Annotated in this window: 21 protein-coding genes and 1 pseudogene; 16 read left to right on the top strand and 6 right to left on the bottom strand. The window is 31.4% G+C overall.

Going from position 1 to position 24,201, the window contains the following annotated elements:
- From AAH949_RS06360 to AAH949_RS06345, 4 genes are read left to right on the top strand one after another with little or no spacing between them, the layout of a single operon-like run.
- The gene (locus AAH949_RS06360; RefSeq protein WP_348518270.1) at window positions 1–843 is read left to right on the top strand and encodes a class 1 fructose-bisphosphatase; all 843 of its coding nucleotides are present in this window, start codon (window positions 1–3) and stop codon (window positions 841–843) included.
- Window positions 836–1,033 carry a hypothetical protein gene (locus AAH949_RS06355; protein WP_348518269.1) on the top strand — a complete coding sequence of 66 codons (198 nt, stop codon included), beginning with the start codon at window positions 836–838 and terminating at the stop codon, window positions 1,031–1,033. Before AAH949_RS06360 ends, AAH949_RS06355 begins: the two co-directional genes overlap by 8 nt.
- Before the next feature lie 9 nt (window positions 1,034–1,042).
- Window positions 1,043–2,926, top strand: coding sequence for a methionine--tRNA ligase (metG, locus tag AAH949_RS06350; protein WP_348518268.1), 1,884 nt, complete (start codon window positions 1,043–1,045; stop codon window positions 2,924–2,926).
- Window positions 2,926–3,879: a hypothetical protein gene (locus AAH949_RS06345; RefSeq protein WP_348518267.1), complete on the top strand. Its 954-nt coding sequence runs from the start codon at window positions 2,926–2,928 to the stop codon at window positions 3,877–3,879. Before metG ends, AAH949_RS06345 begins: the two co-directional genes overlap by 1 nt.
- A 51-nt stretch (window positions 3,880–3,930) precedes the next feature.
- Here AAH949_RS06345 and AAH949_RS06340 read toward each other — a convergent pair whose 3' ends face one another.
- Window positions 3,931–4,380: a methylated-DNA--[protein]-cysteine S-methyltransferase gene (locus AAH949_RS06340; protein WP_134238029.1), complete on the bottom strand. Its 450-nt coding sequence runs from the start codon at window positions 4,378–4,380 to the stop codon at window positions 3,931–3,933.
- Window positions 4,381–4,440: 60 nt separating this feature from the next.
- On the opposite strand from AAH949_RS06340, the gene AAH949_RS06335 reads away from it, so the two are divergent.
- From AAH949_RS06335 to trmA, 5 genes are read left to right on the top strand one after another with little or no spacing between them, the layout of a single operon-like run.
- On the top strand, window positions 4,441–6,987 hold the full coding sequence (locus tag AAH949_RS06335) for a bifunctional aconitate hydratase 2/2-methylisocitrate dehydratase (RefSeq protein WP_348518266.1): 2,547 nt from the start codon (window positions 4,441–4,443) through the stop codon (window positions 6,985–6,987).
- Between the two features lie 53 nt (window positions 6,988–7,040).
- On the top strand, window positions 7,041–8,249 hold the full coding sequence (locus AAH949_RS06330) for an ankyrin repeat domain-containing protein (RefSeq protein WP_348518265.1): 1,209 nt from the start codon (window positions 7,041–7,043) through the stop codon (window positions 8,247–8,249).
- Window positions 8,246–8,992 carry an SDR family NAD(P)-dependent oxidoreductase gene (locus tag AAH949_RS06325; protein WP_134238026.1) on the top strand — a complete coding sequence of 249 codons (747 nt, stop codon included), beginning with the start codon at window positions 8,246–8,248 and terminating at the stop codon, window positions 8,990–8,992. The genes AAH949_RS06330 and AAH949_RS06325 overlap by 4 nt, the downstream gene beginning before the upstream one ends.
- A 9-nt stretch (window positions 8,993–9,001) precedes the next feature.
- Entirely contained in the window at window positions 9,002–10,717 is a 1,716-nt protein-coding gene (locus AAH949_RS06320; protein ID WP_348518264.1) for a Na+/H+ antiporter NhaC family protein, read from the top strand.
- Complete coding sequence (trmA, locus tag AAH949_RS06315; RefSeq protein WP_348518263.1) at window positions 10,707–11,753, top strand: tRNA (uridine(54)-C5)-methyltransferase TrmA; 1,047 nt, start codon at window positions 10,707–10,709, stop codon at window positions 11,751–11,753. The genes AAH949_RS06320 and trmA overlap by 11 nt, the downstream gene beginning before the upstream one ends.
- Here the strand turns inward: trmA and AAH949_RS06310 are convergent.
- Together AAH949_RS06310 and rho are read right to left on the bottom strand one after the other, a co-directional pair.
- Window positions 11,750–13,306: a DNA polymerase III subunit gamma/tau gene (locus AAH949_RS06310; protein ID WP_134238024.1), complete on the bottom strand. Its 1,557-nt coding sequence runs from the start codon at window positions 13,304–13,306 to the stop codon at window positions 11,750–11,752. The two genes, trmA and AAH949_RS06310, sit on opposite strands and share 4 nt — an antisense overlap.
- A 2-nt stretch (window positions 13,307–13,308) precedes the next feature.
- Window positions 13,309–14,610 (bottom strand): transcription termination factor Rho, encoded by a 1,302-nt coding sequence (gene rho, locus AAH949_RS06305; RefSeq protein WP_134238023.1) that lies wholly within the window; start codon window positions 14,608–14,610, stop codon window positions 13,309–13,311.
- A 117-nt stretch (window positions 14,611–14,727) separates the two neighbouring features.
- Between rho and AAH949_RS06300 the strand changes: the two genes are divergently transcribed.
- The gene (locus tag AAH949_RS06300) at window positions 14,728–17,079 is read left to right on the top strand and encodes a heavy metal translocating P-type ATPase metal-binding domain-containing protein (RefSeq protein WP_348518262.1); all 2,352 of its coding nucleotides are present in this window, start codon (window positions 14,728–14,730) and stop codon (window positions 17,077–17,079) included.
- A complete protein-coding gene (gene ccoS / locus AAH949_RS06295; RefSeq protein WP_134238021.1) occupies window positions 17,076–17,282 on the top strand; it encodes a cbb3-type cytochrome oxidase assembly protein CcoS in 207 nt (68 codons plus the stop codon). Before AAH949_RS06300 ends, ccoS begins: the two co-directional genes overlap by 4 nt.
- Before the next feature lie 12 nt (window positions 17,283–17,294).
- Here ccoS and AAH949_RS06290 read toward each other — a convergent pair whose 3' ends face one another.
- A complete protein-coding gene (locus tag AAH949_RS06290; RefSeq protein WP_134238020.1) occupies window positions 17,295–17,594 on the bottom strand; it encodes a c-type cytochrome in 300 nt (99 codons plus the stop codon).
- Between the two features lie 119 nt (window positions 17,595–17,713).
- On the opposite strand from AAH949_RS06290, the gene AAH949_RS06285 reads away from it, so the two are divergent.
- The 5 genes and pseudogenes from AAH949_RS06285 to AAH949_RS06265 all read left to right on the top strand — a co-directional run bounded on the left by AAH949_RS06285 (window position 17,714) and on the right by AAH949_RS06265 (window position 21,894).
- Entirely contained in the window at window positions 17,714–18,235 is a 522-nt protein-coding gene (locus AAH949_RS06285; RefSeq protein ID WP_348518261.1) for an HAD family hydrolase, read from the top strand.
- A complete protein-coding gene (gene rfaD, locus AAH949_RS06280) occupies window positions 18,232–19,182 on the top strand; it encodes an ADP-glyceromanno-heptose 6-epimerase (RefSeq protein ID WP_348518260.1) in 951 nt (316 codons plus the stop codon). The genes AAH949_RS06285 and rfaD overlap by 4 nt, the downstream gene beginning before the upstream one ends.
- Window positions 19,175–20,575 (top strand): D-glycero-beta-D-manno-heptose-7-phosphate kinase, encoded by a 1,401-nt coding sequence (rfaE1, locus tag AAH949_RS06275; RefSeq protein WP_348518259.1) that lies wholly within the window; start codon window positions 19,175–19,177, stop codon window positions 20,573–20,575. The genes rfaD and rfaE1 overlap by 8 nt, the downstream gene beginning before the upstream one ends.
- Window positions 20,572–21,132 carry a D-sedoheptulose 7-phosphate isomerase gene (gene gmhA / locus AAH949_RS06270; RefSeq protein WP_348518258.1) on the top strand — a complete coding sequence of 187 codons (561 nt, stop codon included), beginning with the start codon at window positions 20,572–20,574 and terminating at the stop codon, window positions 21,130–21,132. Before rfaE1 ends, gmhA begins: the two co-directional genes overlap by 4 nt.
- Window positions 21,132–21,894: pseudogene (locus AAH949_RS06265) on the top strand (glycosyltransferase family 25 protein). The gene gmhA and the pseudogene AAH949_RS06265 overlap by 1 nt, the downstream one beginning before the upstream one ends.
- A gap of 12 nt (window positions 21,895–21,906) precedes the next feature.
- On the opposite strand, the gene AAH949_RS06260 reads toward AAH949_RS06265, so the two are convergent.
- Window positions 21,907–23,022 (bottom strand): hypothetical protein, encoded by a 1,116-nt coding sequence (locus AAH949_RS06260; RefSeq protein ID WP_348518257.1) that lies wholly within the window; start codon window positions 23,020–23,022, stop codon window positions 21,907–21,909.
- Window positions 23,023–23,032: 10 nt separating this feature from the next.
- Window positions 23,033–24,115, bottom strand: a complete 1,083-nt coding sequence (locus AAH949_RS06255) for an MBOAT family O-acyltransferase (protein WP_348518256.1) — start codon at window positions 24,113–24,115, stop codon at window positions 23,033–23,035.
- Window positions 24,116–24,201: the final 86 nt, after the last annotated feature.

Genomic DNA, 24,201 nt, shown 5'->3' with positions numbered 1-24,201 from the left:
ATGCAAGAACTTATCTCTTACATACAAGAAGCAGTTTTAGAAATTTCTAAAGCTTTGAAATTTCCTGATACAAGTTACAGTCAAAATCAAAATTCCACTGGTGATACCCAGCTTAAATTTGATGTCTTAAGTGATGAAATCATCACAAAAACTTTAAGTAAATGTTCTAGCATTAAAGCTATTATCAGCGAGGAAAAAGATGAAATTTTAACTATCAATGAAAAGGCTAAATTTGTAGTTGCTTATGATCCGCTTGATGGTTCAAGTTTAATGGATGTTAATTTTGCTATAGGTTCGATTTTTGCCATTTATGAAGAAAAAGCAGATGCGAAAAATTTAAAAGCTGCACTTTATAGTATGTATGGAGCGCGTTTGGAACTTGTGATTTGTGAAGATTTACCAAAACTTTACCGCGTTAATGAAAATAATGAATTTATTTTTGTCAAAGAACTTAAAATGCAAGAAAAAGGCAAAATCAACGCTACAGGTGGTACTCAAAAATTTTGGGAAGAAAAGCACGCTAAATTCATTAAAGAATTATTTGATGAAGGCTATCGTTTAAGGTATTCAGGAGCTATGGTAAGCGATATAAATCAAATTTTACTCAAAGGTGGCGGACTTTTTAGCTATCCAGCAACAAAAGACGCTCCTAAAGGAAAATTGCGTGCTTTTTTTGAAGTCTTTCCTTTAGCCTTTATCATAGAAAGAGCAGGCGGTAAAACCACAAATGGCAAAAATAATTCTTTATTGGAGCTTAAATTTGATGAAATCCACGCCACAACGCCTTGCTTTTTTGGATCAAATTATGAAATTTCAAAGCTTTTAAAGGCATATAATGAGTGAGATTAGAGATGAATTTGAGCAAGAAATGGATAAAAAAAAAGAAATTTTAATCTCTTGTCAAAATACCAAAGGCTTAAAGTCTTGTTATAATTGCGATGAAATTTTTAGCTGCGAGACAAGAAAAAATTATGTCGATGCAGTTTATAATAGTATGTCCAAGGGTAAAACTGAGGGCGGATTTGATTTTTAAAGGAAAAGAATGCGTTATATTACTACTCCAATTTATTATGTAAATGATGTGCCTCATTTAGGACACGCTTATACGACTATCATAGCCGATACGCTGGCTAGATTTTATCGTTTACAAGGGCATGAAACGAGATTTTTAACCGGAACTGATGAACATGGACAAAAGATAGAAGAAGCCGCAAAAGTAAGAAATTTTAGCCCAAAAGAATACGCCGATAAAATCAGTTTAGAATTTAAAAAACTTTGGGATGAATTTGAAATCACTTATGATATTTACGCTAGAACGACAGATAATAGACATATTGAATTTGTTAAAGCTATGTTTTTAAAAATGTGGCAAAAAGGCGATATTTATAAAGATGAATACGAAGGGCATTATTGTGTATCTTGTGAGAGTTTTTTTACCAAATCTCAACTTGTGAATGATTGTGCCTGTCCTGATTGTGGCAAAAATACTTCGCTTTTAAAAGAAGAAAGTTATTTTTTCAAACTCTCAAAATACCAAGATAAAATTTTACAATGGTATGAAGAAAAAGATCCTATATTACCAAAAAACAAAAAAAATGAGCTGATTAATTTTATACAAGGCGGTTTGAAAGATTTATCCATCACTAGAACGAGTTTTGATTGGGGGATTAATTTACCAAAAGAAATCAACGATGAAAAGCATATCATTTATGTATGGCTTGATGCGCTTTTTATTTATGTAAGTTCTCTTGATTATGGCACTGAAGGTGAAAATGCAAAATTTTGGCCTGCTCATGTACATTTAGTGGGTAAGGATATTTTGCGTTTTCATGCGATTTATTGGCCTGCTTTTTTAATGAGCGCGGATTTGCCTTTACCTGAAATTATTGGAGCACATGGTTGGTGGACTAGGGATGGTGAGAAAATGAGCAAATCTAAAGGTAATGTTGTAAAGCCTAAGGAAGTTGTGGATGTTTATGGTTTGGAAGCTTTTAGATATTTTTTACTCAGAGAAGTGCCTTTTGGAAATGATGGAGATTTTAGTGAAGCTATGTTAATAAATCGCATCAATGCGGAGCTTAGCAATGAATTTGGAAATTTGTTAAATCGCATCATAGGAATGAGTACTAAATATAGCGGTGGTGAAATTTTGCAAAATGAGGTTTTAAAGCTTTATAAAGATGAATTAGATACTGCAAAAGAATATTTAAACTTAGCGATAGAATTTTTAGAAAATTTGCAATGTAATCGCTATTTAGAAGAGCTTTTTAAGGCTTTAAGTGTGGCAAATTTGGCTATTAGTAAATACGAGCCTTGGAATTTAATCAAAGAAAACAAAAATAATGAGGCAAATGCCCTTGTAGCGCTTTGTGCAAATATTTTGGCCAAAGTCAGTATTTTACTAAGTCCTGCTTTACCAAAATCTTGTCAAAAAGTGGCAAAAGCTTTAAATTTTGAAATTTCAAGTCAAAATTATGAAAAACTCATCATTAAAAACGAGCTTTTAAATTTCAAAGCAAACGCTTGTGAAGCTTTATTTCCAAAAGTAGAAAAAGCCCTTTTAAGCGAGGAAAAACAAGAAATAAAAAAAGAAGAAAGTCCTAAGATAAAGATTGATGATTTTGTAAAAATTGAGATAAAAGTTGCTAAAGTGCTTGATTGTCAAAACATAGAAGGAAGCGAAAAGCTTTTAAAATTCCAGCTTGAGTTGGATAATAAAGAAGTCCGCCAAGTGCTCTCAGGCATAGCTAAATACTATAAAGCAAGTGATTTGATTGGAAAACAAGTTTGCGTGATAAGTAATCTTAAAAAAGCTAAGATTTTCGGGTTTGAGAGCGACGGAATGATACTTTCAGCAAAAAGCGGCGATAAACTTGTATTAATTAGTCCAGAACAACTTGTAGAAAATGGTTCTTTAATCGGATAATGAATATTAGTAATCTTAATGAGCTTTTAAATACACAAATTTTAAATGAAGGTAGCACTTTAAGTGTGGGTGGTTTTGCCTTAAATTCAAGCGAGGTAAAACCAAGTTTTGCTTTTTTTAGCAATGATGAAGAAGAAATTAAAAGAGCTGTAGAAAAAGGTGCTTTTGTCATTGTTTGCGATAAAATAATCGACATTAAAGACAAAGAAGTTTATTTGCTAAAAAGTGAAAATTTAGAAAATGCGATTTTAAGGCTTTTGAGATTTTTATGCGAAGAAAAGGAATGTAAATTTTTATTTTGCTCTAAAAGAGAATTAGAATTTTGCAAGGTTTTTAATTTAAAAATTTTACACGCTAATGCTTTTTTGGATTTTACTTCTTTGATTAGGGCTAAAAAAGGCGAAATTTTTTGCCTTGATAATGAAAACTATCTTTCAAAACTTTGTGCTAATTATGAAATTCTAAAAGCAGCTAAAGTGCAAAAATTTCAAATTTCAAGCCCTTTTTATAGCACTTTAATTTGCAATGATTTGTATTTTAAAAACCTAAAACTCCCTTTTATCTATACTGAAATTTTTGCTAAATTTGTGTTTTTTTTACAAGAAAATAAATTAAAGATTCATTTTGATTTAAATAAATTAAATCTTTTTAAAATTTATTTTGTCAATAAAGCAATGCAAATTGTAGAGTTTGGAACAAGTTCTAAAGCTTTTATTGCAGTGGAAAACGAAGAAGAATTAGAATTTTGGCAAGAAAATTTCAAAGGCTTTCAAGGACTTAAAATTGCTTTAAAAAATTCTTTATTTTGTGATTTTTCTTATTCTAAAATAAGCGATTTAAAGCAAATGCAAGATTTTAAATATATTCTTGTTTTTCTTGAAAATTTTGATGAATTTGAAAATGAATTTGTAAAAAATGCAAATCAAGAGCAAAAGTTGTTTGATTTTTTATAAAATGTTTTCATATCTGATTGTAGAAATGAGTAATATTTTCGCACTTTTGGTTCAAATAAATTTTCTCTCAAGCTCCATTAAAAATTTTTTGATTTTAATTCCACCGTTATATCCGCCTATGCCATTGCTTGCAACAACACGGTGACATGGGATAAAAATAGGAAGTTGATTTTTAGAATTTGCGTTTCCTACTGCACGAAAAGCTTTAGGATGATTGATATTTTGGGCAATTTCTTTATAAGTGGCAGTTTTTCCATAAGGAATTTGCATTAAAGCTTGATAAACTTTTTGTTCAAATTTGCTACCTTGTACTCTTAGAGGAATGCTAAATTTTTTTAATTTTCCTAAAAAATATAAATCAAGTTCCTTGCAAGCTTGTAGCAAAATTTCACAGCTTTTTTCTTCGCCTTTATCATCACAAAAATCAAGCTGTATAAGGGTTTTTCCATCACTTTGTAAAGATAGGTAACAAAAGGGAGTGGAATAATATATTTTAAACATTTTTTATCCTTTCTATCGTTACAATTATACCAAAGACCAAAATAAAACCAAGGAGAAAAAATGTCTTTCAAAGAAAATTATCAAAAATTAGTTGAAGAAAGAGCAGCTTTAGGCGTTCCTCCGCTTCCTTTAAATGCAGAGCAAACTAGAGAACTTTGCGAAATACTCAAAACTCAAAATGATGAAGAATTAGCAAATATTTTACAAAACCGTGTTAATCCAGGCGTTGATGATGCAGCTTTAGTTAAGTGTGAGTTTTTAGATTCTATTTTAAAAGGTGAGATTAAAGCTCCAAGCATAGATAAAGATCGTGCTTTGAAAATGCTTGAAACAATGCTAGGTGGTTACAATGTAAAAGTTTTAATTGATGCTTTGAAAGATGAAAGCATTGCTAGCAAGGCAGCAGATGTGCTTAAAAATATTATTTTTGTGCATGATGATTTCCATACTATTGCAGAACTTAGTAAGGCTAATACCCATGCTAAATCCGTTTTAGAGAGTTGGGCAAATGCAGAATGGTTTAATAAAAAAGAAAAATTACCTGAAGTGATTAAATGTGTAGTGTTTAAAGTGGCCGGCGAAACAAATACCGATGATTTAAGTCCAGCTGGAGATGCTTTTACTAGAAGTGACATTCCTTTACATGCTAATGCTATGCTTAAAGTCAGACAAGCGGGATCTTTAGAAAAGATTAAAGAACTTAAAAAAAGCGGTCGAGAAATTGTGTATGTGGGTGATGTGGTTGGAACAGGTTCGAGCAGAAAATCAGCGATTAACTCTATACAATGGCATTTGGGTAAAGAAATTGATGGTGTTCCAAATAAACATAGTGGCGGCATAGTAATGGGTTCTACCATAGCTCCAATTTTCTTTAATACTGCTCAAGATAGTGGTGCTTTACCTATAATTTGCGATGTAACAAATTTAGAAATGGGTGATGAATTTGAAATTCATCCTTATGAGGGAAAAATTGTGAAAAATGGCTCTGTAATTGCTGAGTTTAAGCTAAGTCCAAATACTATTTTAGATGAAGTCAGAGCAGGCGGAAGAATTCCACTTATCATTGGTCGCGGACTTTGTGCTAAGGCTAGAGAATTTTTGGGAATGGAAAATGAAAATATTTTCACTAAACCTATACAGCCAGAAGCAGCAAGCGGTGGTTATACTTTAGCTCAAAAAATGTTGGGCCGCGCATGTGGAGTTGAAGGCGTGCGTCCTGGTATGTATATAGAACCTATGACTTTAACCGTTGGTTCTCAAGATACCACAGGTCCTATGACAAGAGATGAAATCAAAGAATTGGCTAGTTTAGGATTTAACGCAGATTTTGTAATGCAAAGTTTTTGTCATACTGCTGCTTATCCAAAAGTTAGTGATTCAAATTTACACAAAACTTTACCAAGTTTTATGACAAGCCGTGGTGGAGTGAGTTTAAAACCAGGTGATGGGGTTATTCATTCATGGCTTAATCGCTTTGTGTTGCCTGATACGGTTGGAACAGGTGGGGATTCACACACTCGTTTTCCTATAGGTATCTCATTTCCTGCAGGAAGCGGACTTGTAGCTTTTGCTGCGGTTACTGGATCTATGCCTTTAAATGTGCCTGAAAGTGTTTTAGTACGTTTTAGTGGAGAATTACAACCTGGGGTAACTTTAAGAGACTTAGTCAATGCCATTCCATACTATGCAATTAAACAAGGTCAATTAACTGTTGAAAAGAAAAATAAGAAAAATATTTTTGCAGGTAAAATTTTAGAAATTGAAGGATTACCAAATTTAAAAGTAGAACAAGCTTTTGAATTAAGCGATGCAAGCGCTGAAAGAAGTGCTGCCGCTTGTAGTGTAGATCTTAGCATAGAAAGCGTTAGTGAATATATTAAATCAAATATTTCTTTGATTGAGGCTATGATTGAAGCAGGTTATCAAGATAAAGCCACTCTTGCTAGAAGAGCTGAAAAAATGAGAGAATGGCTTAAAAATCCTAGTCTTTTAAGAGCAGATAAAGATGCAAAATACGCTTATGTGATAGAAATTAATCTTAATGATATCAAAGAGCCGATTTTGGCATGTCCAAATGATCCTGATGATGTGGCAACTTTAAGCGAAATTTTAGCCGATAACAATCGTCCTAAAAATATCGATGAAGTTTTCGTAGGTTCTTGTATGACAAATATAGGACATTACAGAGCCTTAGGTGAAATTTTAAAAGACAAAGGTATGCTAAAGACTAGACTTTGGGTAGTTCCACCAACAAAAATGGATAAAGCACAACTTACTAAAGAAGGATATTATAGTGTTTTTGGAGCTGCAGGAGCTAGGATAGAGGTTCCAGGTTGTTCTTTATGTATGGGAAATCAAGCTAGGGTAAATGATGGAGCCGTGGTTTTCTCAACTTCGACAAGAAATTTTGATAACCGTATGGGTATGGGGGCAAAAGTTTATTTAGGAAGTGCTGAACTTGCAGCTGTTTGTGCAATTTTAGGAAAGATCCCAAGCAAGGAAGAATATTTGCAAATTGTTAGTGATAAGCTAAATGATGCACACAAAGCAAATATTTACAAGTACTTAAATTTCAATGAAATTAATAATTTTAAATTAGACAATTAATTTACATTGAAGCAGTTTTAGATACAATAATAAAAGTTCAAGAAAGGTTAAAAATGCTGCGAAAAATACTGATTTTGTGCTTTTTTATTGTGCTGTTAGAAGCCCAAGATTGTAATGAAATTTTAAAATACGAAAAAAATACAAATCCTGAAAATTTTAATCAGGATTTGTATTATAAAGTATCAACATGCAAAGATTCTTTTAAAAATCAATCCTTTACTCAAAAACTTTATCAAATTTCAAATACCATTCGTGGAAGCAATAGTGCTTGTTCTGGAATTTATTATTTGCCTAATCTTAAAAAATTTGACTTTTTACTTTTAAAAATGGCTTTAAATCCTAGCTTAAATTCAAATTTAAAAGATATGCTAAGATTAAAAAAATACTTTGAATATTGGGCTTATCAAAGTATAGGAAATTATAGGTTATATAAAGAATTTTGGAAAGAGCATGAGAGTGCAAAAAATGCTTTGAAGCTCTTTTATCAAAATAAAAATTTTGATAAAAATACAAGCGAAAAGCTAAGTAACCAAGTCTTGCATGAATTTTTATATTGGGCTGTTGGTGATACAAAAATCAATAAGGAACTCTCAGAATTTGCCAAGCTTATTATCAAACCAGAAAGTAATGTAGAGGCCATTGAGTCTTATATATATCAAAACAATCCTTCTCAAGCCGAGCTTAGTATAGCTTTGCAAATAGCTTTATTGGCACAAAAAGATATTAAAATTTTAACCTTGTTTATTAAATTGGGCGCAAAGCTTAATGAAAGCTATGAAAGTGCTATTTTTTATGCTTTGGAAAATTATGAAAATACTCAGTTTTTAATCACGCAAGGTGCAAATGTCAATCAAACGAATGCTTTTGGAAAATCTCCACTTTTTTATGCGGTTGAATTTAATCGCAAGGATATAGCTCAACTTTTAATTGAAAATGGTGCAAATATCCATCAAAAATACATTAACAACAATGAAAAACTCGCATTAAGTAACAATACAAATTTTGATACGCCTTATTACATTACCTTTTGTGCCCTAGAACATACTTCTAAAAATCTTTTTATGCACGCAGCAAGTTATGGGGATGTTGAAATTTTAAAATTACTTGTAGCTAAAGGTGTGAAAATATTTGAAATTGATGATTTGGGTTTTAATGCTCTTGATTTTGCTTTGATGGCAAATAAAAAAGAGAATGTTAAATATTTAAAATCTTTAGGTTTAAAAGAGAATGAAAATTTATTTTATGGAGGAAGTTTAGAATGAAAACAGCACTTATTACGGGTGCAAGTTCTGGTTTTGGTAAGGAAAGCGCTAGAGCTTTAGCAGCTCTTGGATATAAAATCATTGCTATTGCTAGACGTAAAGATAAATTACAAGAATTAAAAGATGAATTTAAGGATCAAATTTTCATCGCAGAGCTTGATGTAAGAGATAAAAAGGGAGTTTTTGCTTTGCTCGAAAATTTACCAAGTGAATTTAAAAATATTGATTTGCTTTTAAATAATGCAGGACTTGCTTTGGGTTTAAATGAATTTGATGAGTTGGAACTCGAAGACATAGAAACTATGGTAGATACAAATATCAAAGGTTTTTTATATGTGGCTAGAGCGGTTATTCCTATTTTAAGAAAGCAAAAAAATGCTTATATATTTAATCTTGGATCTATTGCAGGAAATACGCCTTATTTTGGTGGCAATGTATATTGTGGCACAAAGGCTTTTGTGGGTCAGTTTTCAAGAGCTTTAAGGAATGATTTAAGAGGAAGCAATATCAAAGTAACAAATATAGCTCCGGGACTTTGCAAAACCGAATTTAGCCAAGTGCGCTTTAAGGGGGATAAGCAAAAGGCGGATTTGGTTTATGAAAACACTAAATTCATTAGCGCAAAAGATATAGCGCAGGTGATTTTAGCTATTATTAATTTACCTGAGCATGTCAATGTTAATGAGATAGAATTAATGCCCGTAACTCAAACTTGGGCAGGAACTTTTACTGAAAAAAATTAAGGAGAGTGATTGAGAATTTTATATTTTTTATTGTTACCTTTGGTTGCATTTGCTGATCCGCAAACAAATGCTGAAATATTTGGTGTTTTTACTTTGCTTCCGCCTTTAGTGGCTATCGTTTTGGCATTTATTACAAAAGATGTGATTTTATCTTTATTTATCGGTGTTTTTACTGGTAGTTTTATGCTCGCATTAGTGGATAATAATATCTATCATGCGATTATTGGAGGCTTTACAGGATTGATTTCTAAGGCTGTTTCATCAATGGCAAATCCTTCTAATGCTGGTATCATTTTGCAAGTATTAACTATAGGCGGTGTTGTAGCACTCATTACAAAAACAGGTGGCACAAAGGCTGTGGCTATTTGGTTGGCTAAGAAAGCAAAACAAGCAAAAAGCTCGCAATTTGCCACTTGGTGTATGGGGTGCTTTGTGTTTTTTGATGATTATGCTAATTCTTTAATTGTTGGTCCTATTATGCGTCCGGTGACTGATAAATTTAAGGTTAGTCGTGAAAAATTGGCTTTTATCATGGATGCTACCGCTGCACCAATTACTGGTCTTGCAATAATTTCTACTTGGATAGGACTTGAAATTTCTTTGATTCGAAGCGGATATGATTTGATTGATCCGGCTATTTTTGCTCATTTAAATATCAAACACGATGAAATCAATGCTTTTGAAATCTTCGTTCAAACCTTACCTTATCGTTTCTATAATCTTTTTATGTTGGTTTTTGTTTTGCTGACTATTTATATGGGAAGAGAATTTGGACCTATGTTAAAGGCTGAACGCAGAGCAAGAGAGGGTTTGTTTTCACAAGGTCATGAAAAAATTGATAATTTAGAAGATAAGTTATTAGAGCCTAAAGAACATATTAAATTAAAAGCTTCAAATGCCATTATTCCTTTGTTGATTTTGATTGTATTTTCTTTTATAGGATTTTATTTTAGCGGATATAATGCCATTGATGATGTAGTTTTAAAAGCGCAAATTGATGCTAATCCTTTGGGGCTTTTTGCATTAAGGGAAACTTTTGGTAAGGCTGATGCTTCTGTGGTGTTGTTTCAAGCAGCGCTTTTGGCAAGTATTGTGGCTATTATGATGGGAGTGGCTAGGAAAATTTTTACTCTTAAAGAAGCAATTGTAACTTGGACTCATGGTTGGAGAACGATGATAATGACGGTTGTGATTTTGCTTTGTGCTTGGTCTTTGTCTGCTGTGATTAAAGATCTTGGAACTTCAAGATATTTAGTGGATTTATTTTCTGATAAAACCCCTATTTATTTGCTTCCAACGGCAATTTTTATTTTTGCCTCTATCATTTCTTTTTCAACTGGAACTAGCTATGGCACAATGGGAATTTTAATGCCTTTAACTATTCCATTAGCCGCTGCAGTTGGAGTACATCATGAATTAAATGATATGAATTTGCATCACTATATTATTATTAATATTTCAGGTGTTTTAACGGGAGCTATATTTGGGGATCATTGCTCGCCAATCTCTGATACTACAATACTTTCATCTATGGGAAGTAAGTGTGATTTGCTAGCTCATGTAAGCACTCAAATGCCTTATGCTCTGAGTGTTTGTGTTATTAGTATTCTTTGTGGATACTTGCCTGTTGCTTTTGGATTTAATGTTTGGCTTAGTTTGATATTTGGGGTTTTAGTGATGGCGACTTTACTTTTTGCTATAGGTAAAAAAGTTGATGCTTGCTGAGAAAAAATTTCAAGACGCTAAAGATTTATTTCAAGCTTATTTTAGTGATTTTGAATGCATAAAAGGTCCTTTGCAAAATTATCGCACAAGGGCTGAATTTTCTTTTTTTCATGATGAAAATGGACTACATTATGCAATGTTTGATCCGTATACTAAGAAAAAGCATATTATTAAGCATTTTCCTATTGCTGTGCAGTGCATACAAGATTTTATGCCTTTGTTGCTTGAAAAATTAAATGCTAATGCGAGTTTAAAACAAAAAATCTTTGGAGTAGAGTTTTTGGCTACAAAAAATGATTTTAGCGCGACCTTGCTTTATCATAAGGATATAGAGCTTATTAAAGATCAATTACAAAATTTAAGCGAAGAGCTGAATTTAAAATTAATCGCTAGAAGTCGTGGTAAAAAACTTGTTTTTAAATCAGAAATTGTAAGACAAAATTTGCAAATTTTTGATAAAGAAGTTTTGTATGAATTTAATAACGATTGCTTTATACAGCCAAATACTTTTATCAATGAAAAGATGATAGAGTGGGTCATTAAGGCTATAGAAAATGACACAAAACAAGATTTGTTAGAATTATACTGTGGTTATGGGAATTTTACTTTACCCTTGGCAACTCATTTCAATCAAGTCTTGGGCACCGAAATTTCAAAAAGTAATATTAATTTTGCATTGAGAAATTGCGAGTTAAATCATATCTTAAATATCCAATTTATAAGGCTTTCTAGCGAAGAATTGAGTAAGGCTTTAAAAAAAGAAAGGAAATTTTTTCGCTTAAAAAATATCCATTTAGACAATTATCATTTTTCGCATGTTTTAGTCGATCCACCAAGAGCAGGTTTGGACGAAAGTGTGATAAGACTTATACGAAATTATGAGAATATTATTTATATCTCGTGCAATCCTATTAGCCTAAAGCAGAATTTGGAGGAATTGCTAAAAACGCACAAAATTCTTAAATTTGCTTTTTTTGATCAATTTGCTAATACGCCACATTTAGAATGCGGGATTTTACTTCGCAAAATTCTTTAGTTTTCGATTTTAGGTTGCCCAAAAAGTTCATCAAGGGCTTTTTTGGCTTCTTCCTCTGGATTAGATTTTCTCGCTTCTTGTTTTAGTTTTTCGAGTTTGAAATTGATATCATTTTTATTTTCTTGAGTAATGCTTTGTAATTTACTCTCATCAATTTGAATTTTTGACTCTTTTTGAGTTTGCATTTCTTTGGTTTGTTTTTGAATTTCAATTTTTGCATTTGTTCCAAAAAGCTTGATTAACAATTCTTGAATGAGTTTAAAGCCACGATTGAGTATCGCTCTATCTTCATCGTTGGCATTAGAACTGATACTTAATTTTTGCCCATTAAAAGAGATAAATTGCGTACATTTTGCAAAACATTGTCCTAGATCATAATCTCTATCATAAATAGCATCCAATAATTGCTCATATTCATTTTTGTTTTGTATTTGAGATTGAGATTTTAAATTGATTTGAGTATGGTTGTTTTGCGCTGTTTTTTGGCTTTGCTGTATTAAAGTGTTTTGTTTTGAAATTTCTTCATCAATTTGCTTTAAATGAATTGCTTCCATCATCATAAAAGCCATTACGCATAAAACAAAACCATTATCATCACAAGTATAAAGCATGGTTTTAGCTCGCGATAAAATTCTAAAAAATCTCTCATAAATCAAAGTTGAAAAATGATTATCTTGATTGAAAAAACTTTCTTTAAGATAAAACATCATTTCATCAATAACACTTGCAGCCTCATAATCTTCTAATTCTTTTAAAAATTCAAGCACGAGTTCTTTATTTTTTTGCAAAATGGCTGTATAAAATTCTTTGATTTTTATCGGATCTAAAAAGCCAAGCAGTTGTGTTACTTTACTTGTTTTTATGTCATTTTGACAAAAAATGATGGCTTGATCAAGTAAAGTAAGGGTGTCTCTTAAAGAGCCACTCCCACTTCTTGCAATGAATTTTAAGGCTTCTAGTTCATAATTTACTTGTTCTTTGTTTAAAATCCATTCTATGTGCTTTAAGATATCATTTTGCGAAATTTGCTTAAAGCGGAAATGCTGAGTTCTTGAAAGCACGGTTGCGGGTAATTTCAAAGGATCTGTGGTTGCAAGTATAAATTTAACATAACTTGGTGGTTCTTCCAAGGTTTTTAAAAGCGCATTGGCAGCTTGCGGAGTAAGCATATGCACTTCATCGATAATAAAAATTTTAAATCTTGCCATAGAAGGAGCGTATTTGGTTTGTTCTATTAAAGCTTGTATATCTTCAAGGCCACGGTTGCTTGCTGCATCCATTTCTATGATATCAATGTGTTTTCCTTCTAATGCAGCAAGACATTGCCTGCAAGTTCCACAAGGCGTATCGCTTGGCCCTTCATCACAAACTAAAGCACGAGAAAAAATTCTAGCACTTGAAGTTTTACCGCTTCCGCGCAAACCTGAAAAAAGATAAGCATGTGCTAAACGGTTGTGGTTTAGTGCATATTTTAAACTTGCACTTATGGTGTCTTGTCCTACAAGTTCATTAAAATTTTTTGGTCTATATTTTATAGCTAGTGCTTCTAACATCTTCAGTCATTCATAATGGATAATAATTCGTCATTGTTTTTAGTTTTAAGCATTTTAGAGTATAAAAATTTAAGCGCTTCAATATCATCCATTTGAGAGATTGCAGAGCGAATTGCCCAAATTTTTTGTAAATTTTGTGGTCCTTGAAGTAATTCTTCTTTTCTTGTGCCCGATCTAATAATATTAATTGCAGGATAAATTCTCCTATCAGAAATACTTCTATCAAGCACAATTTCACTATTTCCTGTGCCTTTAAATTCTTCAAAAATCACTTCATCCATTCTCGAACCTGTTTCAATTAGTGCGGTTGCAATGATGGTTAAAGATCCACCTTTTTCTATATTTCTTGCAGCGCCAAAAAAGCGTTTAGGTTTATGTAGTGCATTTGCATCAACCCCACCACTTAAAACTTTTCCGCTACTTGGAGTGGCAGTATTATAAGCTCTTGCGAGTCTTGTTATACTATCAAGCAAGATAATTACATCTTTGCCAGTTTCTACCATTCTTTTAGCTTTTTCCACAACAAGCTCAGCCACGCGCACATGGTTGTAAGCAGGAAGATCAAAAGTGGAGCTAAAAACCTCTCCTTTTACACATCTTTGCATATCGGTAACCTCTTCGGGTCTTTCATCGACAAGTAAGACAATTAAATGCATTTCAGGATGATTTTTAGCAATCGCAGCTGCTAGTTCTTTCATTAGTTCTGTTTTACCCGTTCTAGGAGGCGCAACGATAAGTCCTCTTTGACCCTTGCCTATAGGCGCGAAAAGATCGAGCATTCTTCCTGTGAGCTTGGTAGACTCATATTCAAGTTTTATTTTTTCGGTTGGAAAAATTGGGGTAAGATTATCAAATAAAGGTCTTTCTCTAGCTTCTTGCAAAGGTAAATAATTAATTGCTTCGATTTTTAAAAGAGCGTAGTATTTTTCTTGATCTTTTGGTTCTCTAACTTGTCCTGTAACTATATCACCTACACGCAGTGCGAATTTGCGAATTTGTGAGTTTGAGACATAAGCATCATTTACACTGTCGCTTAAATTTGAGTCCATTCCTCTTAAAAAGCCATAGCCTTCAGGAGAAATTTCTAAAATTCCTGTAAATAAAATAAAACCACCTTTTTTGGTTTGTGCTTTTAAAATTTCAAAAATTAATTCTTGACGACGAAATTCGCGTGGATTTTCGATCTCGCACTCATTTGCAATATTAACTAAGCCTTCTAAATCAAGCAATTTTAATTCTTCTATTTTATAGCCTTCCACTGGAATGTGGGTTCTTTGATGTTTTTTTTCTTTGGTATTTTCCATAAATCCTCTTATTGTGTAGTAAAACGCAGTAATAAAAATGTGATTTTAATAAAAAATAGCTCTTTTTGTCAAATTTTCTTATAATTATGAAAAAAATAATTTAAGAAAGAAATTTTAATGAAGTGCTCTCATTGTAAATTAGATTTTAAAAAAGAAGAATTATTTGAAAAAAACGGTAATTTTTTTTGTTGTAAGGGTTGCGAAAGTGTTTATGAAATTTTAAATGAGAAAGGTTTAGATGAGTTTTATGAAAAACTTGGAAAACAAACTTTAACTCCGGTAAATTTTACTTCAGAGGAAAAAAATTACAATGAATTTATCAAAACAAATTTGGAAGGTTTTTGTGAAATTTATTTAATGATACACAAAATTCACTGTTCTGCTTGCGTATGGCTTAATGAGAAAATTCTTATAAAAGAAGCTGGGATTATGGAAGTGGATATTAACTTACTTACTCATAAAGCCCGCATTGTTTTTGATAAAGATAAGATTAATTTAGAAAAAATCATTCATTTAATCCAAAGCATAGGCTATGATGCAAGTGCTTTTGATCCTTTGAAAAATGACAAAAAAAGTAATGCTTTAAAGAGAGAATTTTATTCCAAACTCATTGTTGCTATAGCTTGCGTGATGAATATCATGTGGATAGCAGTGGCTAAATATGCGGGATTTTTTAGCGGTATGGATAGGGATATTAAGGATATTTTAAATTTTGCTGAATTTATACTTTGTTCTCCGGTACTTTTTTATACAGGATCAAGTTTTTATCGTAGTGCGTATTATGCAATTAAAAATAAACAACTTAATATGGATACCTTGGTGATTTCTGGCGCAACTTTAGCTTATATTTACTCTATTTGGGCAATGTTTTCAAGGCTTTCTGAGGTGTATTTTGACTCTGTTACAATGATTATTTGCTTTGTATTTGTAGGAAAATATCTTGAGATTTTAACCAAAAAACGCGCAAGCGATACGATTGATGGCTTGAATGATTTTTTAGGTGGGGAAGTTTTGGTTTTTGATGGGGTAAAATTTATTTCTAAAAAACCTCAAGAAGTGATGATAGGTGATATCATCGAGGTTAAAACTGGAGATAAAATTTTAATCGATGGAAGTTGTATTGAGGGAGAAGCAAGTTTTGATAAGTCAAGTTTGAGCGGAGAAAGTGAGCCAGTGCTTATCAAACGAGGCGATGAGGTGGTATCTGCTAGTATCTTGCTTGATGGAATGATAAAATATGTTGCCAAAAAAACTTATGAAGATTCTAAGCTTAATAAAATCATTTCTCTGCTTGAGTTAGCAAGCTCTAAAAAAGCTAAGATCGAAAGTCTTGTAAATTCTATCAGTGCTTATTTTTCACGGACTATTTTGACTTTGTCTTTAATTTGTTTTTTATTTTGGTTTTTTTATCAAAAAGTTGGTTTTGAAAATGCACTTATTAATGCCATTGCGGTTTTAATCATTGCTTGTCCTTGCGCCTTAGCTTTGGCAACTCCAGTTTGTAATCTTATTGCCTTGTTTAAAGCTTTGAAATTTAAAGTTTTATTTAAAAGTGCTAGTGTGATTGAAGATCTTTCAAAATGCGATATGGTAGTATTTGACAAAACAGGTGTTTTAACAAAAAGTCAGTTTGAAATTTCAAAAATTATTTTAGATGAGAATTTAGATAAGAAAGAATTATTGGCTTTTGTGAGACTTTCTAAACATCCTATTTGCCATAGTGTGATGTGTTATTTGGAACAAGAAAAAATTAAAGATAAAAAAATGGATTTTAAAAATATTAAAAATATCCAAGCCAAGGGCTTGAGTGCAAATTGTGAAAATGAGGAATTTTTGGGTGGAAATTTAAAATTCATGAAAGAAAATGGCATAGAATGTGAGGAATTATTGAATTCTCATTTTTATTTTGCTAAAAATAAAAAAATTCTTGCTTTATTTGAATTTAAGGCTATATTAAGAGAAGGTGCGAAGGAAACTATAGAATATTTAAATCATAAAAAAATCAATCTTATGATTTTAAGCGGGGATAATGAATATGCGGTAAAAAAAGTTGCAGATGAGTTAGGAATTCAAAATTATAGAGCGAATTGTTTACCAGAAACTAAAATGCAAGAAGTGGAAAAATTAAGTTTAAATCATAAGGTTTTGTTTGTGGGAGACGGGGTAAATGATGCTTTAGCTTTGAAATTTGCTGCTGTATCGGCAAGCTTGAAAGAGGGTAGTGATTTGGCCATTGAAAGCAGTGATATACTTTTACTTGATAATAACTTAAAGGCTTTGCAAGAAAGCGTGAGATTATCCAAAAAAACTTTTAGAATTATCAAAGAGAATTTGATTTTTTCTTTATTTTATAATGCACTTACCATTCCTTTGGCTTTTTTTGGACTTATAAATCCTCTAATAGCGGCACTTTCTATGTCTTTTAGTAGTATAATAGTGATTTTAAATGCTTTAAGGATTAATAAATGAGTGGTGTTTTAATGATGATGATAGGGGTTTCGATTTTTGTTTTTTTTATTATTTTAATTACTTTGCTTTGGGGTATTAAAAATAAGCAATTTGATGATGATTATAAATTTACAACGCTTAATGATAGCGAAGAAGCTTTAAATGATGCGATAATGCTAGAAAAGCGTAAAAAAGAGAGTTTAAGAAAGAAAAGGCTTTCTTAGAAAGCCTTAAAATTATAAAGATTCAATATAAGCTTCGATAGCTTTGAAATCTTCTTCAGTTAAGCCTTTAAGATTGATTTTCATGATCGCACCTTGTCCATAAGCATTTCTTTTGCCTTCTGAATATTCTTTCATATATTGAAGTCTTTCTTGCATAGTTAGAGTTTTTAGTGCAGGAACTTTATTTAAATAAACTTTATCTGCTTTTGCACCATGGCAAACTGCACATTTTTTAAAAAGTGTTGCACCATCCGCAGCATACGCTGAAACTCCTAAACATGCCAATGCTGAAACTACAAGTAGTTTTTTCATTTATTTGCTCCTTTTTTAAAATCAATGCTTGGTATTATATATTAATTTTGTAATTTTTGTATAAATAAAATTATTATTTTGTTATTGAAATTCAACTTATATTTATTATAATACTCTACATGAAAAGAAAAGCATTATTTTTAGACAGAGATGGCGTTATAAATATTGATAAAAAATATGTCTATAAAATTGAAGATTTTGAATTTTGTGATGGAATTTTTGAGCTTTGTAGGTATTTTTTGCAAAAAGATTATTTGCTTTTTGTAGCAACAAATCAATCAGGCATAGCAAGAGGATATTATACAGAAGATGATTTTTTTAAGCTTTGTGAATTTATGCTTGATGAATTTGCCAAAGAGAATATAAAAATTGAAAAGATTTATCATTGTCCGCATTTAGAAAATTGCCAGTGCCGAAAACCAAAGGCTGGGATGCTTTTAAAAGCAAAGAGTGAATTTGATTTGGATTTAGAAAATTCTATTTTTATAGGTGATAATTTAAGCGATATGCAGGCAGGATTAAATGCAAAAATTGGTACTTTAGTCTTAGTAAATAGTGAAAAAAAAGAAGGGAATTTTTTCAAACAATTTAAAAATTTAAAAGAAATTTTAGATTTTTTCAAAAATAAGGAAAATAAATGAAGATAGTAATTACCGGTGGAGCAGGGTTTATTGGTTCGCAACTTGCCTTAAACTTGCAAAAAGAAAATGAAATTTTAATTATAGATAAAATGAGAAGTGGTGAGCTTTTAGAAAATGGGAATTTGGAAAGTTTTGGGCATTTTAAAAATTTACTTGAATTTGATGGAAGTCTTTTTGTGGGTGATATTAAAGATGAAAAAACTTTTAAAAAAATTAGAGATTTTAAACCAGACATTATTTTTCATGAGGCTGCAATTTCAGATACAACGGCTTATAATCAATTTAAAGTTTTAGATACAAACTTAAATACTTTTGAAGATTTTATAAAACTTAGCATCGAGCTTAATGCGAAGCTTATTTATGCAAGTTCTGCTTCGGTTTATGGTGATATGCCAAGTCCTCAACGCGTAGGCTTTGAAGAGCCTAAAAATCCCTATGCTTTTTCAAAATTTATGATGGATAAAATGGCAAAAAAATACTATGATAAAGCTCATATAGTAGGGCTTAGATATTTTAATGTTTATGGAAAAGGTGAATTTTATAAAAACAAAACTGCTTCTATGGTAGTGCAATTTGCACATCAAATTTTAGCTGGACATAAACCTCGTTTATTTGAAGGAAGTGATAAAATTTTTAGAGATTTTACTTATATTAAAGATGTTATAAGTGCAAATTTAGCAGCACTTGATGCAAAATGTGGGGTTTATAATGTAGGAAGTGGGAAAGCAAGAACTTTTCAAGATATAGTCGATATTTTACAAAGTGAGCTTGGCACGAATTTGCCTTGCGAGTACATTCCAAATCCTTATGTGAAAGCTTATCAATTCCATACAGAAGCCAAGCTTGATGAAAGTTTTGCTTATAGACCACAATTTAGCCTTGAAGAAGGGATAAAAGACTATTTAGATGAGATTAAAAGACTTTTTGAAAAGGAAGTAAATGCTTGAAGCGCTAAGCAAAGAAAAGCCTAAAATTTTGCTTGTGGGCGATTTTATGGTGGATAATTATACTTGGTGTGATTGTTCGCGCGTGAGTCCTGAAGCCCCTGTTTTGGTAGCAAAAACACAAAAAGAAGATAAAAGATTAGGCGGTGCAGCTAATGTTTATGCAAATTTAAAAAGTTTGGGTGCTGATGTTTTTGCACTTGGAGTTTTAGGAGATGATGAAAGCGCTTCATTTTTAAAAGCAAATTTAAAAGGCGAGTTTTTGACGCAAATTGGACGCAAAACCCCTTTTAAAAATCGTATTATGGCGCATAATCAGCAAGTTTTAAGGCTTGATGAAGAAGATATAAATGAGATTTTGCTAGAAGATGAGCTTATTGCTTTATTTGAAGAGAAAGTTAAAGATTTTAAAGCTGTTGTGTTAAGTGATTATGCTAAGGGTGTTTTAACACCAAAAGTATGCAAGGCTTTAATTAAAAAAGCAAGAGAGTTAGAAATTCCTATTTTAATTGATCCAAAAGGAAGTGATTTTAGCAAATATAGTGGTGCAACGCTTCTAACGCCAAATAAAAAAGAAGCCCTAGAAGCTTTAAAATCGACTGCTTTGAAATTTGATAATCTGGAAGGTGAAAATCTTTTAAATGGCATTAAAAAGCTTAAAAATGAGTTTGATTTAAAATATTCTATTATCACACTTTCTGAAGCAGGGATTGCGCTTTTTGATGAGAAATTACAAATCGCACCGGCTAAGGCCTTAGAGGTTTATGATGTAACAGGTGCTGGAGATAGTGTAATTGCGGTTTTGGCCTTTTGTTTATCATGTGGGGTTGAGATTTTTAAAGCTTGTGAGATTGCCAATGAAGCAGCAGCTGTCGTGGTGAGTAAAATAGGTAGCGTGAGTGTGAGTTTTGATGAGATAAAAGGTTATAAAAAAAGCGAATTTGAGAAAAAAATTTTAAGCAAAGAAGAGCTTTTAAAACTTTTAAAAAAAGATAACAAAAAGGTTGTTTTTACCAATGGTTGCTTTGATATAGTGCATTTTGGGCATATAAAATATCTCGAAAAAGCTAAGAAATTAGGTGATATTTTGGTTGTTGGTTTAAATTCGGACAAAAGTGTAAAAAGATTAAAAGGCGAAAGTCGTCCGATAAATTGCGAATTTCAAAGAGCTTGTATGCTTGCAGCTTTTTATTTTGTTGATTTTGTGGTGATTTTTGATGAAGATACGCCTTTTGAATTAATAAGCTTTTTAAAGCCTGATATTTTAGTAAAAGGGGCTGATTATAAAGATAAACTCGTAGTGGGTGCTGATTTAGTTTCAAAAGTTGAATTAATCGAGTTTGAAGAGGGTTTTAGTACTACAAAAATTATAGAAAAGATTAAGGATAGAAAATGATAAATTTAATAGAAAAAGAATGGAATGAGCATAAAAAAACCTTAGAGGCAAGTGAAGTGTTAAAAGGACAGATCGCCAGAGTGGGCGAAATTTTGTGTGAGCGCCTTAAAAATGGGGGTAAAATTTTAATTTGTGGAAATGGCGGGAGTGCTGCGGATTCTCAGCACTTTGCGGCTGAACTTAGTGGGCGTTATAAAAAAGAACGCAAGGCTTTAGCAGGGATTGCACTTACAACTGATACTTCAGCGCTTAGTGCTATAGGAAATGATTATGGTTTTGAGTTTGTCTTTTCAAGACAAGTGGAAGCTTTAGGAAGCGAAAATGATGTATTAATAGGCATTTCAACTAGTGGAAAAAGTCCTAATGTTTTAGAAGCTTTTAAGAAGGCTAAAGAATTAAAAATGCAATGCATAGGACTTAGTGGAAAAGGTGGTGGAGTGATGAATGAAATGTGTGATTTTAATCTTGTCGTGCCAAGCGATGATACGGCTAGAATTCAAGAAATGCACATTTTAATCATCCACGCACTTTGTCAAATTATAGATGAGGGTTTTTGATGAAAGTTTTTATTATAAATTTAGAGCGCTTGCAAGATAGAAAAGAATATATGTAAGAGCAAATTGCCAAACTTTTTGAAAAAAATCCTAATTTAAAAGAAAAATTAGAATTTATATTTTTCAAAGTGATAGATGCTAAGAACAATGAGCATTTAGAGTTTAAAGAACATTTTCCTTGGTGGGGTTCTTGGGTTTTTGGGAAAGAGCTTGATTTGGGAAGTATTGGTTGTTTTATTAGTCATTATAAACTTTGGCAAGAATGCGCAAAACTTAATGAACCTATAATTATTTTAGAAGATGATGTGGAATTTAGCGACGAGTTTTTAAATAATGATGGGGGGGGGTATAGAAGAATTATTGCGGGACAGATATGAATATATAAGACTTTGTTATTTATTTGATAAGAAGCTATATGCTTTAGGCGATGAATATTACTTAAGTTTTGAAAAACTTGCGGGGACGCAAGGTTATATAATAAAACCTAGTGCGGCAAAAAAGTTTATATCAAAAGCTAAATTTATTTATACTCCCATAGATGATTATATGGATAAATTTTACAAACATAAGGTTTTAAATATTGTTAAAATACCTTTATTGTTGAAACATAATTATAAATTAGAAAGTGATATTTCTAATCTTGGACGCATTAATAAAAAACTTAAAGTTTATAGGAAAATCGTAAGAGAAATTTTTAGATTTTATCCAAGTATTTTTAAGATTTTGTATGCTTTTTATATAAAGAAAAAATTTAAACTAAAATAGCTTTTAACTATTTTAGTTTTCTTGTTTTTTGATAAATTCCACAAATGGAGTTAAATCATAGTTTCTAATCTTTTCTTCCATGATTTTAAAATACTCATCCATATTTTCAGGTGTTAAAATATTTGTTTGGTTTTTAATAGCATCAAGTTGCATTGAATTCATATTAGTGTTATAATGTGCCGGATCTTTGTAGTTTCTTATATCATCGGCATAATCTAGATCATCAAAGCCATAAATTTTTACATTGGGATATTTGCTTGTTTCTTTGACAAGCCATTTTAAAACCGCTTGATATTTCGAGAATAATTCACTATCTTTATTATAATAGCCTTCAAAACTACATAATCTATAATTTAATCTAGAATAGCTTGGAATGATGAGATAAAAGCGTGTATTTGGATGTTTATTGATTATTTTTAAAAGTTGTTGTTTTATATAGTTTTTATTTTTTGAAATATCTATATTATAATTTGGATTAAAATCTTGAATATTTAACACAGAATCCTGAAGTTCTTTTGACTGCAAGAGGTTTTTATTCCAATTTTTAAAGTTACCAAATTCATTTTTATTTTCTATACCCCAATTTACTAGAGTATCAAGATTACTTTTTCCTATGCATTTTTCTTTTTTAGAAAAGGTTAGAGCGCAAAGAATAAATTTTTTAGAGAAATATACTTTAAAATTTTTATAAGCATTATCGTTATAAATAAAAGAAAAACTTTTAGTATCTTGTTCTAAGGCATTATTTAGAGTGAAGACATCAAGCGAATATATTATTTTTCGTATTTGCTTATGTTTAAATAAATAGTTTAAAATTATATTTCTTTCATTTAAAGCACTTCCGCTTAAGGATAAATTCACCCATTTATCGCCTAATTTTTCACTCGCTTCTTTTGCGCTTGTATTTTCAAGCATAGAAGTGCCTATTATAACAGAATCAAAGTCTTTGTGTAAGATAATACCCCTAGCTTGCATTCTCATATCTCTCATAAAACTTTCTTCTCTAAAATAAGGCTTATGAAAAAACCAAAAAGGATCGCGAATATAAAGCAGAGCAAAAAGAATTAATATAGAAGGCAAAGGAATCAATAAAGAAAAAAATATGAATTTTTTATAAGATTTAAACATTGTTTTTTCCTTAAAAATTAAAATAAATAAATTCGGTGTATGGGGTAACGCCAATCATAATCAATGCTATGTATAAAAATAGCATTATAATGATGGAATTTTTGATATTTGGTTTAAAATTATCAAGCATTTGTATGCTATTTCTAAAACAAAGGCAAATAATAAAAGAGATTAAAATGAAACCAACCATTTTATCATTTCCGCCTATTTCTCTAAAAAGCCAACTTGCTTTAAACTTATAAGGTAGTTCCACCCAAGTTATGCCAAACATTGCTTTTAAGATATTTATCGCACCACTTAAATTCTCGCTTCTAAAAAACACCCAAGCTATATTTAAAAAATTAAAAGTAAGTAGCCATGCAAATATTTTATAAATTTTTGAGTTTAAAAAGCTTTTTCCGATTGCTAAAAAGCTATAAATTCTATGACTTACCATAGCTATAGCGTGCAAGCTGCCCCATATCACAAAGCCCCATCCGGCTCCATGCCAAACTCCGCTTAAAAATGCTACAATGAAAAGATTTCTTAGATTGATGATTTTGCTTACGCGGTTTCCGCCTAGTGGGATGTATAAATAATCTTTTAAAAACCTTCCTAAAGTTATATGCCATCTTCTCCAAAAATCAGCTATGTTTAAAGCCTTATAAGGAGAGTTAAAATTTATCGGTAAAACGATACCAAAGAAAAGTGCTAAACCTATGGCCATATCACAATACCCGCTAAAGTCAAAATAAAGCTGAAAGGTGTAAGATAGTGAAGTCACCCAAGCTTCAAAGATATTTAAAGTCCCGCCATTTTGTGCTAAAGTAAATCCCGCATTAGCCCACGCAGCAAAGCTATCTGCTATGAAAACCTTTTTAAAAAGCCCTATGGAAAAGATAAATAAACCCTTTGCCATAAATTCCCAATTAATCAAAGCTTTTTCTTTATTTAAAAGCGAGTGAAATTGTGGCATCATTTCTTTATGATGGACAATCGGACCTGCGATGAGCTGTGGAAAAAAGGTGATAAATAAAGAATAATCTAGCAAATCAATTTTATAAGAATTTTTTGCTTTTAAGTCTTCTATATTGCTTTTTTTGTAGCAATCCACCAAAAAGGCAATTTGCTGAAAGGTAAAAAATGAAATCGCTAAAGGTAAAAGTATATGTGGTAAAGGAATGTTAAAATCAAGATGGA

The sequence above is a fragment of the Campylobacter sp. CCS1377 genome (assembly GCF_040008265.1).
Classification (GTDB): domain Bacteria; phylum Campylobacterota; class Campylobacteria; order Campylobacterales; family Campylobacteraceae; genus Campylobacter_D.
This window is presented reverse-complemented; position numbering and strand designations above follow the sequence as displayed.

Coding starts and splice junctions, on each gene's coding strand:
- ccoS (WP_134238021.1), top strand. CDS start 17,076: ATGAGTGGTGTTTTAATGATGATGATAGGGGTTTCGATTTTTGTTTTT.
- AAH949_RS06340 (WP_134238029.1), bottom strand. CDS start 4,380: ATGTTTAAAATATATTATTCCACTCCCTTTTGTTACCTATCTTTACAA.
- AAH949_RS06355 (WP_348518269.1), top strand. CDS start 836: ATGAGTGAGATTAGAGATGAATTTGAGCAAGAAATGGATAAAAAAAAA.
- AAH949_RS06335 (WP_348518266.1), top strand. CDS start 4,441: ATGTCTTTCAAAGAAAATTATCAAAAATTAGTTGAAGAAAGAGCAGCT.
- AAH949_RS06285 (WP_348518261.1), top strand. CDS start 17,714: ATGAAAAGAAAAGCATTATTTTTAGACAGAGATGGCGTTATAAATATT.
- AAH949_RS06360 (WP_348518270.1), top strand. CDS start 1: ATGCAAGAACTTATCTCTTACATACAAGAAGCAGTTTTAGAAATTTCT.
- rfaD (WP_348518260.1), top strand. CDS start 18,232: ATGAAGATAGTAATTACCGGTGGAGCAGGGTTTATTGGTTCGCAACTT.
- AAH949_RS06300 (WP_348518262.1), top strand. CDS start 14,728: ATGAAGTGCTCTCATTGTAAATTAGATTTTAAAAAAGAAGAATTATTT.
- metG (WP_348518268.1), top strand. CDS start 1,043: ATGCGTTATATTACTACTCCAATTTATTATGTAAATGATGTGCCTCAT.
- AAH949_RS06290 (WP_134238020.1), bottom strand. CDS start 17,594: ATGAAAAAACTACTTGTAGTTTCAGCATTGGCATGTTTAGGAGTTTCA.
- AAH949_RS06325 (WP_134238026.1), top strand. CDS start 8,246: ATGAAAACAGCACTTATTACGGGTGCAAGTTCTGGTTTTGGTAAGGAA.
- AAH949_RS06345 (WP_348518267.1), top strand. CDS start 2,926: ATGAATATTAGTAATCTTAATGAGCTTTTAAATACACAAATTTTAAAT.
- AAH949_RS06330 (WP_348518265.1), top strand. CDS start 7,041: ATGCTGCGAAAAATACTGATTTTGTGCTTTTTTATTGTGCTGTTAGAA.
- rfaE1 (WP_348518259.1), top strand. CDS start 19,175: ATGCTTGAAGCGCTAAGCAAAGAAAAGCCTAAAATTTTGCTTGTGGGC.
- rho (WP_134238023.1), bottom strand. CDS start 14,610: ATGGAAAATACCAAAGAAAAAAAACATCAAAGAACCCACATTCCAGTG.
- trmA (WP_348518263.1), top strand. CDS start 10,707: ATGCTTGCTGAGAAAAAATTTCAAGACGCTAAAGATTTATTTCAAGCT.
- AAH949_RS06260 (WP_348518257.1), bottom strand. CDS start 23,022: ATGTTTAAATCTTATAAAAAATTCATATTTTTTTCTTTATTGATTCCT.
- AAH949_RS06310 (WP_134238024.1), bottom strand. CDS start 13,306: ATGTTAGAAGCACTAGCTATAAAATATAGACCAAAAAATTTTAATGAA.
- gmhA (WP_348518258.1), top strand. CDS start 20,572: ATGATAAATTTAATAGAAAAAGAATGGAATGAGCATAAAAAAACCTTA.